A 14,783-nucleotide genomic window follows, 5' to 3' on the forward strand; every position below is an offset into this window, starting at 1 on the left:
GGACAGGGAAGCCCCTGTCCTTTTTTCATTCTATTACCCCTGATTCAAGTATCTCTACATTGCTTGTAACCTTTACGCTCATGCGCTTGTATTCGTCTTCCCATTTCTTAAAATCAAAGCCCCTTGTTTTGCTTTTCACAAAAGCGCCAAATCCTACCGGATCAATGCCCTCTTTTTGAAAGCGGGTAATGAGCGCTTCCGTTTCCTTGTCTATAAGATTCTCGAAGTTCTTCTCCACACCCTTGATTTCTTTTATGGTCAGCTGTTCTCCGGAGTATTCCCGGATAATTCCTTTTATGCTTATTTCGACTTTAAATTCATAAGGCTCGCTTTTGATGATTTTAATTTTATGCTTGGATTTAATGCTCTTGATGGCTGCCTGATCGTTCCCGATATTTATCTTATAGGAACCCTCGCTGTACTTGTCTACCAGCAGTTTAAAAAAGAACATTTTCTCTGCATCAATTTCGTCTACCACTTTATCAAATTTAAATAAGGACATTCCTGAAATCTCTACTTTGTCCTTGCCCATATCTTTCAGCTTAGGCAAATAAGCTGTCTTGCCCTGCTGATAGAAAGATGCCAGGAAAATTTGGAGATTGCTTTTGGGGACATCGCGCTGTTCCATATTGTGCTTGAGCAAATTGGAGATATAAATGGCATTGCCCCTTGTCCCATACTCGCCTTTCATGATATCGCCTGCCTTATTATCTGCAACAGCGAGAAATACCCTGGCACCGATGCTTGCATCCCTCTGGAATGAGTCAAGGACATCAATGATACCCCTTTGGGTGAGTTCCTTGCCGAACACGCCTACCTCCAAGCTTCCAGTCACCAGAGGCTCGGACGACTGGCGCTGCATTTCCAGCAGCAGATCCCTGCTCAATGTGGAGGTGCTGGTAAACGTGACATTTTTTACAGGCTGGTCGGGCAGGTAGACAGGGATAAGGGCAGTGCCCTTCAATTTATCATCCTCCCAATCATAAGCAATCCCGCTCTCAATATTTAAATCATCAATAATTTCTTTTTCCAGGCACCCGGTCAGCAGTATACAGACCGCAAGGAGGGATAAATAACTGGATAATTTCATTTTTTCCTCACCTTCTTTGCAACGAGGCTGCCGGCAAACAACAAAGGAACATAGCCGTAATTAAAATAGAAGCCAAATTGGGAAGAGATATTATTGAGGAGATCAATCTGCTCCCTGGTCTCAAATATATTGGCAACAGCAAGGCAAATAAGGACGATGCCAATGACGTTCTTGCGCTGCTGGATGCCCGCGACCCGTTTGACGATCCTGCTTGCCCCCCAAATCGCCAGGCAGGCATTTGGGAGAATGATTAAATTCCAGTTGGCAATCCCGATATATTCAAACCGCTCAACAAAAGGCATTTCAACAATTTTCCACATCGTCAATGTTGCCCAGACAGTTTTCTGCAGCTGCTTTTCAGAAAAATAGCCGAAGGTAATGATTGTCAGGATGACATATAGTGAGGTTGTGGTGAAAATGGCCAGGTGTGCCCATTTTTTTGATTTGCCCGGATCCTTTAAAAATGGATAGACAAGCAATAAGATTTCATAGCCAAGATACGTCAGCGACATATCTCTTGCTGCAAGTGCAATATCCTTAATGGAATGGTCCAATACAGGAAAAAGATTGCGATAATCGCTGAATGGAATTGCAAAGGCGAAGGTAAGCATCAGATAGCTGGGAAGAATGGCGCCAAGAAAGGCGACGCCTGTGACTGTACGCAGGCCCCCGCTGACTACATATGCTGCCAGGGCCAAGAAGCCGAAAGAAAACCAGAAGGTGCTCAATTCCGGGAACAGCCAGACTTGGATGACTTCGATATATGTTCTTATAATTGTAGTAGTCAGCAGGATATAATAGGCAGAAAAAGCAAGGCTGACTATTTTTCCGATTTTCTTTCCAAAGACGTATGAGTTGATGGATATTAAATCTCCTCCTGCGTTTTCGGCTGTCTTATACATCATCCAGAGAATGATATGGATAGAGGCGCCGGCCGCAATGACTGACATCCATGCATCATAGCCGGCTGTTTTGGCAATGATCCGCTGATACCCAAGAACGCCGATGCCTATCTGTATGGATACTATAATATAAAATATCAGGAAGGGAGATATTTTCACATTTTCAGGCAAGGACTGCTTCATAGCCATAACCCTCCGTTTTACTCATCAATGTCTTTCTTTTGCTGAGCCTTCTTTTTTGAAAAACGCCTTGGCTGCTCTGGCCGGACATATACCGGCCTTTTTGACTGCTTTGAAAATGGCAGGCGGATGAGCGCATCCTTTAAATCAGGTACTCTGAGGGGATAGATCGGCTCAAGGAATGGCCGGCCCAGCGATGTCAGCCTGATCAGATGCGTCATAAGGATGCAGAAGCAAAATACAATCCCGAGGAGCCCCCATAACTCAGCCAGGAAAAGGAAGGGGAACCGCAAAAGGCGGATCGTGTTGCCCATCCGGTAGACTGGTGTAGTAAAAGACGCCAGGGCAGAGAGAGCTACGATGATGAGAAGGACGTTGCTCGTCAGGCCGGCTTCAACAGAAGCTGTCCCGATAACGATTCCTCCTACGATACCGATTGTCTGGCCTACCTTGGTAGGAAGCCGTGCACCGGCCTCACGCAGCAATTCTATAGTCAATTCAAGGAATAGTGCCTCCAGGATTGGCGGCAGCGGAATCTCTCTCCTGGAAGTGATCAGCGTGCTCATCAGATCCTTTGGTATCAGTTCATAATGATAAGACAGTGTAGCAACATATATGGGTGTGATTAAAATGGAAAAGGCAACCGCAAACAGGCGGACAAGCCTGAAAAAGGAAGATAAATACCAATTCAGATAATAATCTTCAAAAGAACTGAAATATTCCACAAGCGTCGTCGGGCATATCAGCACTTGCGGGGAGCCGTCCACCACAATGGCGATCTTTCCTTCTGCAAGGATGCCGGAAACCCGGTCCGGCCTTTCCGAATCCAGGATTTGCGGAAATATTGTATTCTGATTGTCGGCTATGATTTCGACAATATAAGAACTGTCCATGATATGGTCAATCTCAATATCCTTCAGGCGCTGCCGCACCGTGTTAACATTCTCATTGTCGGCAATTCCTTCGATATACAGGACGGCGACCTTCGTTTTAGACAGCTTTCCGATTGTATACTGCTCGATGATCAGTTCTTTAATGGACAGTCTTTTCCGGATCAGGTTCAAGTTCTGGTCAATAGCTTCTACAAAGGCCTCCTTCGGGCCGATGACACTGAACTCCACCTCAGGCTGGGTCAGGCTTCTGACAACTTCCTTCTGGGCTGCAACAAATGCAAAATGCTTTACTTCTGTTTCAATCGTCACCATTACATAGCCATTGAATAGCTTCTGTTCAATATCTGAAGGGTCCTCGGAGACACTTACATCTGGAATAGGAATAATCTTTTTGACATCCTCGATCCGGGTAAATTCCTCTCCCTGAAGATAAGGAAGGACCCCTTCTTGGAGGATGCTCTCATCCACAAGTGTAGACATAAAGGAAAAGCCGAATCTCAGTCCCGTTTTCTGGTTATAATAGAAAGTCTTTTTATAGTCCTCAGATTTAACAAGTGACTCTTCCCAGTCTTTATACTCGACATCCTTTTGGATGCGTGGCTTTTTCATCCAGCTTTTCTTTTTCACTCATATCACCGCATCTTTTTAGCGTTACCGATATTGTTGCCAAAGTTGGAATAGTTATGAACGAATGCTAATAAAAAAAGGATCCGTTTCCGGATCCTTTTGGCTGCTATATAGAAGAGGGGGCTTCTGTTAAGCAGAAATTCCTTATTTAATCATGAATTTTTCAATATCATCAAGCATGAGATTGGCTGCAAGGACACCGCCTGCTGTATTCCAGATGGTATCATCCACTTTGTATACATTTCCTGCCTTAGCGACTTCAAGATTTTTGAAGAGCGGGTCTTCAATCCATTCTTTTTCCACATCTGTTGCTTCGCCGTCCCCTTCTTCATAGGTGAAGTAGAAGAGAGCGTCTCCGTCCATGGCCGGAATTCGTTCTTTAGTGGCATTCTTCTCGGCAAAATCATCTACATCCTGGCTTTCAGGGCGGGCAAAACCGATCTGATCAAGAATGACACCCGAGAAAGAATCTTTATGATAGATGCGGACATCTCCGGCCATGAAGCGGACCATGGAGATTTCCTTGTTCACATCATCGCCGAGTTTTTCCTTTATATCAGCGATGCGCTGATCATAATCGGCAATGACCTGCTTGCCTTCTTCCTCTTTATTGATGGCTTTGGCGTAAAGCTCGAAGTTTTCCTTCCAATTGCCGCGCAATGTTTCCGCAAAAACGGTCGGGGCAATTGACTTCAGCTGATCGTAAATCTTTTCCTGGCGCATCTTGTTTCCGATGATCAAGTCCGGCTCAAGAGCTGCGATGGCTTCCACATTCACTTCACTCTCTAGTCCGACAACCTGGACATCTTTCATCTGGTCTGAAATATGGTCATACCAGGGATCACCAGTCCAGGACTGGACAGCCCCAACCGGAGTGACGCCCATAGCAAGAAGTGCCTCAGTTCCTTCGTTTGTCAGAATGACAATTTTTTCAGGTGCTTTTTCTAAAGTTTCAGTTCCCATTGCATGTTCTACTGTGTAGCTTGTATCTTCGCCGCTTCCGGATGATGAATCTTTGCTGTCTGCCGCTTCATCCTCGGCAGCGCCTCCGCAGGCAGCCAGCATCAGGATGGCTATAAGTGAAAACAGCCCAAGATAAATTTTGCTCAGCTTCATATATGTATCCTCCTATATGTGATTAATTGATAATCATTTTCAATGACTTTCTTATCATAAAATGAAAGCGTTCAAACTGTCAACAGGTTAATGAAAATGATTCTCAAACTCATTGACAGAGTATGCCGATTCCCCTAGACTTATTAATAGAGAAAAACTGTTATTTGTTTATAAAAGAGTGCAGAAAGGTTTACGCAGGATGCTATTAAAAAAAACAGGGCATAAATGGCTCGGGCTGTTTATTTCAATACTGATACTTCTATTACTAATGTGTGCCAGCATAGTGTATGGCTATACAGATACTACCTGGAAAATGGCCTTCGAAGCTTTTTCGGCATTCGATGGATCTAATGAACATATTATCCTCCAATCAGTCCGCCTTCCACGGGCGCTGATTGGTGCTGCTACAGGAGCAAGCCTGGCGATTGCCGGGGCGCTCATGCAGACGCTGACAAAGAATCCGCTCGCATCGCCGAGCGTATTTGGAGTAAATGCAGGCGCCGGCTTTGCAGTTGTGCTGGCCGTATCTGTGTTCTCCGTTTCCAGCCTCCAGGCGTACACCTGGATCTCTTTTGCAGGCGCAGCCGCAGCCGCTGCAGCTGTGTATGGAATCGGTTCTGTCGGGCGTGAGGGGCTCACCCCTATGAAGCTGACGCTGGCAGGCGCTGCAATGAGCGCCATGTTTTCAGCTTTCACACAAGGTTTGCTTGTGGTCAACGAAGCGGCGCTGGAACAGGTGCTCTTTTGGCTTGCGGGTTCAGTGTCAGGAAGGAAGCTGGAGTCTCTCACAGCTGTACTGCCATACTTTGCTGCAGGCTGGATTGGATCCCTGCTCCTTGCGAAAAAGCTGAATGTCATATCAATGGGAGAAGATGTTGCCAAAGGACTGGGCCTTCGCACAGGCTGGACGAAGCTATTCGCCGGTGCCGCGATCATCCTTTTGGCTGGCGGCGCTGTTGCTGTAGCGGGCCCGATTGTTTTTGTCGGCATTGTGATCCCTCACCTGGCAAGAGCAGTGGTGGGGATCGACCATAGATGGGTGATCCCATTTTCCGCCGTTATGGGGGGAATCCTCCTTGTTGCGGCTGATATTTCTGCCAGATATATCATCATGCCGCAGGAAGTCCCTGTCGGTGTCATGACCGCCATCATCGGCACCCCGTTCTTTGTTTATATCGCCAGAAGGGGGTTTGGCAGCTGATGTCCAAGTATATGAATTTCAGGATATTCAAAGGCAGGATTTCCTTCCTGGCTGACCGTAAATCACTTTTTACCATAATCATTCTCGCTGCCGCTGCTTTCCTTGTCTTTCTTTTCAGCACAGGCACGGGGGAGATGAAAATAAATCCGCTCAAAGTGCTGCAGGTCCTTTTTGGCGGAGGGACGAATATGGAGCAGCTGGTCATCAAGAACTTCCGCCTGCCAAGAATTATTGTTGCCCTTATGGTGGGAATAGGGCTTGCCGTTGCCGGGGGCATTCTTCAGGGGATGATCAGGAACCCGCTTGCTTCACCTGACATCATCGGGATCACCGGAGGCGCATCTGTCGCCGTTGTGGCTTTCCTGGCGATATTCAGTGATGATAATAATGCCTTGACCGTAAGTATAGAATGGATGCCTGTTGCCGCTTTCGCAGGCGCTGCAGCCATTGCTTTCCTTGTCTATCTTCTGGCATGGAAAAATGGATCATCACCAATCAGGCTTGTGCTGATCGGAATAGGGATATCCACCCTCACCCAGGCGCTTACTAATCTGATGATGATCCTTGGCCCCATCCACCAGGCTTCACAGGCCAATATATGGATCACGGGTACTGTCCACGGATCGAATTGGGATAATGTTAAAATTATTGTCCCATGGATCATCCTATTATCGGCACTGGCTATGATATTTGCCCGCAACCTGAACATCCAGGAGCTTGGGGATGATGTGGCCACCGGGATCGGCGGAGCAGTGCAGCGCCACAGATTCATCATGCTGATGCTCAGCACAGGCCTGATCGGCGGATCTGTAGCATTCGCCGGAGGGATTGGATTTGTCGGGCTCATGGCTCCCCATATCGCAAGGAGGCTCGTCGGATCATCATTCGGTGCCCTGCTGCCGACTGCCGGCCTGATTGGCGGCATACTTGTAATGGCAGCCGATCTGATAGGCAGGACACTGTTCTCGCCCCTTGAAATTCCGGCAGGTGTGTTTACTGCCAGCATCGGGGCGCCGTATTTTATTTACTTATTATTTAAAACCCGAAATGGATAGCATATAAGAATATCAGCCATTGGATGAAAAGATAAAAAAAGGAGAGAGCGCTATGACCGCCGGGCAGGCTATTTCAACAAAAGAGCTGACACTTTCATATGGGGACACCATTATCATAAATGAACTGGAGCTGGAAATCCCAAAGGGGGAAATCACAGTATTCATCGGAGGGAACGGCTGCGGGAAATCAACCCTGCTGCGTTCGATTGCAAGGCTTTTGAAGCCGAAATCAGGTTCAGTCCTGCTTGAAGGAAAAGCCATCTCCAAGCTGTCCACAAAGGATGTAGCAAGAAGGATGGCCATACTGCCGCAATCGCCATCTGCACCAGAAGGGCTGACTGTCCTGCAGCTTGTGAAACAGGGGAGATATCCGCATCAGACATGGCTGAAGCAATGGACCGAAGATGATGAAGCAAAGGTGAATGATGCGCTTGCTGCAACCGGGATCGAGCACCTGAAGGACCGGACAGTCGATTCCCTGTCCGGCGGCCAGAGGCAGAGGGCATGGATTGCCATGACACTTGCGCAGGATACCGATATCATCCTTCTGGATGAGCCCACGACTTACCTGGATATGACCCATCAGATTGAAATCCTTGACCTTCTGTTTGAACTTAACGAGAGGGAGAACAGGACAATCCTGATGGTGCTGCATGACTTAAATCTTGCCTGCCGCTATGCCCATAATATAGTAGCAATCAAGGACAAAGAGATTTTTGCCCAGGGCAAGCCCGAGTTCGTCATCAATTGCAGCCTTGTCCGCAATGTATTCGGAATGGAATGCGAAGTGACGATGGATCCGCTTTTCGGTACGCCATTGTGCATCCCGTACGGAAAAGGCAGATGCATTCTGAAGAAGCCTGAGGCTGCCAGTGTCTGAACCGGCCCCGGCTTTACACAGGCTTGAAGATTTCCGTCTTGTCCGGGAGGAAAACGATGACCCTCTCTCTGTTAACACAGGGCATCTTCTGCAGCCAGGGGAAATGGAAATATATCTGAACAGGCTTGCGAAAGAGCTTGATGCACCCCTCCCAGCCGCAGGTTCACTTTTTATGAAAAGATACAGCTTTCTGGCAGCAATCTATTTATATAGCTTCACAGCCGGAAATTGCAGGCTTGATGTATCATTTTCCAATATCACTGTGGTATCAGGCTATAAAAATGGAATGTGGCTCCCAGGCTTTTATTTGAAGGATACAAGTTCCGTTCAAACAGAGTCTGAACCCCGTGAAGAGCGGAGGGAAGAATGTTTTGAAGCTTTATTTTCAGAACATATGCAAATTCTGCTGGAAAGAGTATCTAAAGCCGCTGGAGTCTCCAGATACATTTTGTGGGAAAACATAGCCGTTTACATCTATTGGCTCTACGAATCAGTCCTCGCTGGTGAACATGATGAGGTGAAAGCAAGAGGTGCGGATGATTTTGCCTGTCTCCTGGGATTGCCCGGAAAACTATTCGGCATAAAGGACAATCCTTTAAAAAAGTACCATTCGCCTGAGAAGGAAGCAAAGATGAGGAAGACATGCTGCCTTTCAAATCTCATAAATGACTCAATGCGGTGCACCACCTGCCCAAAGTCATGGGGGCTGAGTGAAAGGGGAGTTTAATATGGATCAAAAATTCAAAGAAGAAATAGAAGGCCTTTATAGTAAATATACAGAACTTCTTGTCGGCGAAGCTAATGAGGAAATGACTGAAAAGGTGAAGGTATGGATTCTTTATAATCATATCGCGAAGTCCATGCCAGCACTTGCCCGCCATTGGAATGGATCCTGCCCGGAGTCGAAGGATTCGGTCAAGAAGCTGATCATGGAAATCAAGGAGCTTAATGAAGCAAAGCGTAATGAAGAGAATAACAGAAGCGACTAATGAAGGATCTTCCAGGGCGGAAGGTCCTTTTATTATGCAGCTTTGCTATACAAGAAAAAGCTGGAAGAGCAGAATGAAAGGCAGGGAGCAGCATTTAATAGAGGCCGGAATAAGCGAGATTACAGTAAATAGAAGAGTTTGGCCATCAGCCGACAAATCTCGCTAAATTTCTCGGAAAATTATATTCAAATAAAGAGAAAGATGATAGAATTATGGTTATCAAAGGCACATTTCAGAAAATTGACCATATACAAAATTGAATGTGATCCATGAATCATGATCCTTTGCCACTGCCCGGATTTCGCTGAAAGACAGGGCTTAATTATCCAAAATGTATGCGTTTTCAAGGGGGAGCCATTATGGAACAAGTAATGAGGGACTTTTTTCTCTTTTTATCCAAAAATAAATCGCTGACAAAGCTTGCGAAGAAGTACGGCCTTCGTTTTGGGGCCAGCCGCTTCGTTGCGGGGGAAATGATCAGCCAGGCAGTCAACGTAATTAAAGATCTTAACAGCAAGGGTCTTGTGGTGACCATTGATTATTTGGGCGAATTCGTGGACAATGAGGCAGAAGCAAGGGAAATGGCGGATAACTCAATTTTGGCAATCGAAGCAATCGGCCGTGAAGGAATCAATTCACAGCTGTCGCTCAAAATGACGAGCATGGGCCTTGATATTTCCGATGATGTGGTAATGGGGAATATGAGGCGCATCCTGGAGGCAGCCAAGAAAAACGGCGTGTTTGTCACGATCGATATGGAAGACTATTCACGCTGCCAGAAGACACTTGATATCTTCAAGCAGCTTAAATCGGAATACGATAATATCGGGACAGTCATCCAGGCCTATTTGTACAGGACAGAGGGCGACATGGACGACCTAAACCAATATTCGCCCAATCTGAGGCTTGTAAAGGGTGCTTATAAAGAATCCCCGGAGGTTGCATTCCCGGAAAAGAAAGACGTGGATGAAAACTTCAAGAAAATCATCAAAATGCATCTTCTGAACGGCAACTACACAGCCGTTGCCACCCATGATGATGCAATTATCGACTATACAAAGCAGCTGGTCAGGGATCATAACATCCCGAACAGCCAATTTGAATTCCAAATGCTCTACGGCATCCGCAATGAGCGGCAGCTGGAGCTGGCCAATGAAGGCTATAAAATGAGGGTATACGTCCCTTATGGAACAGACTGGTACGGCTATTTCATGCGCAGGCTCGCAGAACGCCCGGCCAATGTGGCATTCGTGTTGAAGGGTATGGTTAAGAAATAGGTATGTAAGGCCCAGCGGGGATCTGCTGGGCTTTTTTGATGTTTTGATGTGGAGCTGGCTGGTGGTGTGGACGGGGGAGTCGCAAATAAAATGGAGAAAGGGCAAATAAAAGCTGAAACACGCAAATAAATCGGAAATCTCGAAAATAAAGGAGGCCGGATGCGTCGGTTGGCTACCCTTGTGCAAGGAGAGAGTCCCTAAAAACCGGCAGGCGTTTAGTGATAGTGGCGGAAAGCGGCCAGTTGCTAATAAAAGCTGAAAGTTGCTAATAAAATCCAGAAGTTGCTAATAAAACAAAAAAGTTGCTAATAAATCCCAAAAGTTGCTAATATCCTCAAATACAACCCACTAAAGCTCCCGCCAACCCTCCACAAACCCCCTGATCACCCAAATCTCCCCTTTAATTTCCATCTCATCCACCTCGCCACCCCTCATAAATCATAAAAAAAGAGAGCGGCCTCCCGCTCCCCTGCAGCAATTCTTACTTCTTATACTGATTGTTCTGGCTGTTTCTTTTTCCTCCGCCGTCACGTTCAACTGTCGGGCCTGCGTCACCTTTTACGCTGGCGGCGCTCACGCCTGCTTTTGAAGGGTTTTTCTTATGCTTCATCCTGTTCACCTCCTGCCTGCCAATCTCGGCTATCGGGGAATGCCCGCCCGAAGAACGGCATTTGCCAGATATCAGCGCCGATCCTTATTGGGTGAGCTTCCATACTAGGTTGTCCATTCAGAGATAATTCACTATAAGCCAGAGATTGTAAATTTTAATAAATTTCACTGCTAAATATTGCGAAAATTTCAGAAATATCTTATAGTATTAACTAACAGAACTCATTCTCTGCCATTTTTTTTATCAGGAAAATGAATGAGTGTTCATTCAAAAGTGTCAAAGGGGGAAACAAAATTGATCCAACAAATTAAGAAGGCAGCAGTATTAGGTTCCGGCGTAATGGGTTCGGGCATTGCTGCACACTTGGCGAACATTGGCATCCCGACATTGCTGCTGGATATCGTGCCTCGTGAATTAAATGAGGCAGAGCAGAAGAAAGGCCTGACTTTGGAGGATAAAGCTGTCAGAAACAGGATCAGCCAGGGAGCGCTGCAAAAGCTTCTTAAGCAGAAGCCGGCTCCACTCACATCCAAAAAAAGCCTTGCGCTGCTTGAAGCCGGCAATTTTGAAGATGATATGGAACGTTTAAAAGATGTCGACTGGATTATCGAAGTAGTCGTCGAAAATCTGGATATAAAAAAGCAGGTATTTGCGAAAGTTGACCAGTTCAGGAAGCCTGGCAGCATTGTCAGCTCCAACACTTCCGGAATATCCGTCAACAGCATGGCTGAAGGAAGATCTGATGATTTCCAGAAGCACTTTATCGGCACCCACTTCTTCAATCCGCCGCGCTATCTAAAACTGCTGGAAGTAATTCCTGCAAAAACGACAGCACCTGAAGTCCTTTCTTTTATGAAGAAGTTTGGTGAAGATGTACTGGGCAAAGGCGTGGTTGAAGCAAAGGATACACCGAATTTCATCGGAAACCGCATCGGGACATACGGCCTTCTGATCACAGTCCAGGAAATGCTCAAGGGCGGCTATAGTGTAGGAGAGGTAGACTCTGTGACAGGTCCCCTGATCGGCAGGCCGAAAAGCGCTACATTCCGGACTCTGGATGTGGTTGGGCTTGATACGTTCATCCATGTGGCGAACAACGTATATGAACAGGTGGACGGCAAGGAAAAAGAGGCCTTTGAAGTGCCGGCATTCATGAAGCAGATGCTTGAGAATGGATGGCTTGGCAGCAAATCCGGGCAAGGGTTCTTTAAGAAGGAAGGAAAAGAAATTCTTGAACTCAATCCGGACACACTTGAGTACGGGCCGCGCCAAAAGCTGAAAGCTGCTTCGGTTGAAATGAGCAAGCAGGAAAAAGGATTGGCTAATAAATTGAAAGCGCTTGTATACGCAGATGACAAAGCTGGCCAGCTTCTCTGGAATATCCTCAGCCCGGCGCTGCTGTACTCTGCTGAGCTGCTTGGCGAAATTGCAGATGATGTCATAAGTATTGATAAAGCGATGAAATGGGGCTTTGGCTGGCAAATGGGCCCGTTCGAAACTTGGGATAGCATCGGCCTCGAGAAATCAGTCGGCAAAATGGAGGCAGAGGGCAAGGAAGTCCCTGCATGGATTAAGGAAATGCTCTCCAATGGGCATACATCCTTCTATAAGGAAGAAAACGGAGATATCTCCTTCTATAAAAACGGCGAGTATGTGCCGGAAGAAGAAAATCCAAAGAATATTAATTTAAAGAAGCTTAAAAAACAAAAGGGAGTCATCAAGAAAAATACAGGCGCGAGCCTGTTGGACCTTGGAGACGGGGTTGCCCTTCTTGAATTCCATTCACAAAGCAATGCGATCGGACTCGATATCATCCAGATGATCAATTTTGCGGTTGATGAGGTTGAAAAGAACTACAAGGGTCTTGTCATCGGCAACCAGGGCAAAAACTTCTCCGTCGGCGCCAATCTGGCCATGATTCTGATGGAGGCGCAGGATGATAATGTTTTTGAACTGGATATGGTTGTCCGTCATTTCCAGCAGGCGATGATGAAAATCAAGTACAGCACCAAGCCGGTAGTGGCTGCGCCATTTGCCATGACACTTGGCGGAGGTGCGGAAATATGCCTGCCGGCAGCACACATCCAGGCTTCGATGGAAACGTATATGGGCCTTGTGGAAGCCGGGGTTGGCCTCATCCCTGGCGGAGGCGGCAACAAGGAGCTGTATATCAAGCATCTTGAAGGCATGCCAAACGGAGTGGAGTTTGACCTGCAAAAAGTGGCCAACAAAGTATTTGAAAGCATTGCTATGGCCAAGGTATCAACTTCAGGGGAGGAAGCAAGGGAAAATAACTTCCTGGGAGCTGCAGACGGAATCAGCGTGAATGGAGACCATCAGCTGTATGATGCAAAGCAGGCTGTACTTGCTCTCCATGAACAAGGCTATACGCCGCCGGTAAGGAAGAAGATTCCTGTAGTCGGTGAAACGGGATATGCGACGCTTCTCCTTGGAGCACAGGCGATGCTGTATTCCGGCTTTATTTCTGAACATGATTTAAAAATTGCCCAAAAACTGGCGTATGTCATTGCCGGCGGCAAGGTGCCATACGGGACGGAAGTTGATGAACAGTATCTTCTGGATCTGGAAAGAGAAGCTTTCCTCAGCCTGGTAGCGCAGCCGAAATCCCAGCAGCGCATGCAGCATATGCTTGTAAAAGGAAAGCCATTGCGCAACTGACATATTAACAGATTGATAGATTAAATCTCGAACATCCATAGAAAGAGAGGGAATGAACGATGAGAGAAGCAGTTATTGTTGCTGGTGCCAGGACGCCCGTCGGCAAAGCGAAAAAAGGAACGCTCGCCCATGTCCGTCCAGATGATTTGGGGGCACTGGCTGTAAAAGAAACCTTAAGGCGTGCCGGAGGCTATGAAGGCAACATTGATGACTTGATTATCGGCTGTGCCATGCCGGAGGCTGAGCAGGGGCTGAATATGGCCCGCAATATCGGGGCGCTTGCCGGGCTGCCACATACAGTGCCGGCAGTAACCGTAAACCGTTATTGTTCTTCCGGCCTGCAGACCATTGCTTATGCTGCAGAAAAAATCATGGTAGGCAGTGCGGACACTGTCATCGCAGGCGGGGCTGAATCAATGAGCCTTGTGCCGATGATGGGCCATGTTGTCCGTCCGAATGCAAAGCTCGCGGAAAGTGCACCTGAATATTATATGGGCATGGGGCATACGGCAGAAGAAGTGGCCAAAAAATACGGCATCAGCCGTGAAGACCAGGATGCTTTCGCGGTCCGGAGCCATCAGCGAGCGGCAAAAGCGATCCAGGAAGGCAAGTTCCAGGATGAAATTGTGCCGGTGGATGTGACCTTCCGTTCAGTCGGAAAGGACAATAAGCTTGTTGAGAAAAACGTTCAATTCACTACAGATGAGGGAGTGCGCCCTGATTCAACGGTCGATACGCTCGGCAAGCTCCGTCCAGCTTTTTCTGTCACAGGTTCAGTTACAGCAGGAAACTCATCACAGACAAGCGACGGCGCTGCCGCGGTCATGGTGATGGACCGCGAGAAAGCAGATTCCCTCAGCCTGAAGCCGATGGCCAAGTTCAGAAGCTTTGCCGTTGGCGGTGTGCCTCCAGAAGTAATGGGAATCGGGCCGATTGTGGCCATTCCTAAAGCACTGAAGCTTGCCGGCCTGGAGCTGTCTGATATCGGCCTGTTCGAACTGAATGAGGCATTTGCATCTCAATCCATCCAGATCATCAGGGAGCTTGGCCTTGATGAGGATAAGGTGAATGTAAACGGCGGAGCAATTGCACTTGGTCACCCGCTTGGCTGTACAGGTGCAAAATTGACGCTAACGCTTCTGCACGAAATGAAGCGCCGCAATCAGCAGTTCGGGGTTGTCACAATGTGCATCGGCGGCGGCATGGGTGCAGCGGGCGTATTCGAGCTTCTCTAAAAGACAGCAATTATAGTAAAAAATATGGTATTCAATAAAAAACCGGAGC

13 protein-coding genes are annotated in these 14,783 nt (G+C 47.2%); 8 read left to right on the forward strand and 5 right to left on the reverse strand.

Annotation, left to right across the window (positions count from 1 at the left end; all coding sequences use genetic code 11):
- Positions 1 to 25: 25 nt before the first annotated feature.
- The 4 genes from CYJ37_RS10125 to CYJ37_RS10140 all read right to left on the reverse strand — a co-directional run bounded on the left by CYJ37_RS10125 (position 26) and on the right by CYJ37_RS10140 (position 4,808).
- A complete protein-coding gene (locus CYJ37_RS10125; RefSeq protein ID WP_094768561.1) occupies positions 26 to 1,090 on the reverse strand; it encodes a Ger(x)C family spore germination protein in 1,065 nt (354 codons plus the stop codon).
- Positions 1,087 to 2,175 (reverse strand): GerAB/ArcD/ProY family transporter, encoded by a 1,089-nt coding sequence (locus CYJ37_RS10130; RefSeq protein WP_022544360.1) that lies wholly within the window; start codon positions 2,173 to 2,175, stop codon positions 1,087 to 1,089. Before CYJ37_RS10130 ends, CYJ37_RS10125 begins: the two co-directional genes overlap by 4 nt.
- A 17-nt stretch (positions 2,176 to 2,192) precedes the next feature.
- Positions 2,193 to 3,674: a spore germination protein gene (locus CYJ37_RS10135; protein ID WP_035402201.1), complete on the reverse strand. Its 1,482-nt coding sequence runs from the start codon at positions 3,672 to 3,674 to the stop codon at positions 2,193 to 2,195.
- Between the two features lie 162 nt (positions 3,675 to 3,836).
- Positions 3,837 to 4,808 (reverse strand): ABC transporter substrate-binding protein, encoded by a 972-nt coding sequence (locus tag CYJ37_RS10140; protein ID WP_009793147.1) that lies wholly within the window; start codon positions 4,806 to 4,808, stop codon positions 3,837 to 3,839.
- 199 nt (positions 4,809 to 5,007) lie between these two features.
- Here CYJ37_RS10140 and CYJ37_RS10145 point away from each other — a divergent pair, with 199 nt between their 5' ends.
- The 6 genes from CYJ37_RS10145 to CYJ37_RS10170 all read left to right on the forward strand — a co-directional run bounded on the left by CYJ37_RS10145 (position 5,008) and on the right by CYJ37_RS10170 (position 10,210).
- Positions 5,008 to 6,009, forward strand: coding sequence for a FecCD family ABC transporter permease (locus tag CYJ37_RS10145; protein WP_094768563.1), 1,002 nt, complete (start codon positions 5,008 to 5,010; stop codon positions 6,007 to 6,009).
- On the forward strand, positions 6,009 to 7,064 hold the full coding sequence (locus CYJ37_RS10150; RefSeq protein WP_009793149.1) for a FecCD family ABC transporter permease: 1,056 nt from the start codon (positions 6,009 to 6,011) through the stop codon (positions 7,062 to 7,064). Before CYJ37_RS10145 ends, CYJ37_RS10150 begins: the two co-directional genes overlap by 1 nt.
- Positions 7,065 to 7,116: 52 nt before the next feature.
- Complete coding sequence (locus CYJ37_RS10155; protein WP_009793150.1) at positions 7,117 to 7,944, forward strand: ABC transporter ATP-binding protein; 828 nt, start codon at positions 7,117 to 7,119, stop codon at positions 7,942 to 7,944.
- On the forward strand, positions 7,937 to 8,671 hold the full coding sequence (locus CYJ37_RS10160) for an IucA/IucC family C-terminal-domain containing protein (protein ID WP_101549547.1): 735 nt from the start codon (positions 7,937 to 7,939) through the stop codon (positions 8,669 to 8,671). Before CYJ37_RS10155 ends, CYJ37_RS10160 begins: the two co-directional genes overlap by 8 nt.
- 1 nt (position 8,672) lies before the next feature.
- On the forward strand, positions 8,673 to 8,933 hold the full coding sequence (locus CYJ37_RS10165) for a YusU family protein (protein ID WP_101549549.1): 261 nt from the start codon (positions 8,673 to 8,675) through the stop codon (positions 8,931 to 8,933).
- A gap of 359 nt (positions 8,934 to 9,292) precedes the next feature.
- Positions 9,293 to 10,210: a proline dehydrogenase family protein gene (locus CYJ37_RS10170; protein ID WP_009793154.1), complete on the forward strand. Its 918-nt coding sequence runs from the start codon at positions 9,293 to 9,295 to the stop codon at positions 10,208 to 10,210.
- Between the two features lie 481 nt (positions 10,211 to 10,691).
- On the opposite strand, the gene CYJ37_RS10175 is transcribed toward CYJ37_RS10170, so the two are convergent.
- Entirely contained in the window at positions 10,692 to 10,820 is a 129-nt protein-coding gene (locus CYJ37_RS10175) for a YuzL family protein (RefSeq protein ID WP_009791500.1), read from the reverse strand.
- A gap of 297 nt (positions 10,821 to 11,117) precedes the next feature.
- Here CYJ37_RS10175 and CYJ37_RS10180 point away from each other — a divergent pair, with 297 nt between their 5' ends.
- Complete coding sequence (locus tag CYJ37_RS10180; RefSeq protein WP_101549721.1) at positions 11,118 to 13,499, forward strand: 3-hydroxyacyl-CoA dehydrogenase/enoyl-CoA hydratase family protein; 2,382 nt, start codon at positions 11,118 to 11,120, stop codon at positions 13,497 to 13,499.
- A 59-nt stretch (positions 13,500 to 13,558) separates the two neighbouring features.
- A complete protein-coding gene (locus tag CYJ37_RS10185; RefSeq protein WP_094769825.1) occupies positions 13,559 to 14,734 on the forward strand; it encodes an acetyl-CoA C-acetyltransferase in 1,176 nt (391 codons plus the stop codon).
- Positions 14,735 to 14,783: the final 49 nt, after the last annotated feature.

Origin of the sequence: Bacillus sp. UMB0728 (genome assembly GCF_002858875.1) — a bacterium.
In the GTDB taxonomy this organism is placed as follows: domain Bacteria; phylum Bacillota; class Bacilli; order Bacillales; family Cytobacillaceae; genus Bacillus_AB; species Bacillus_AB infantis.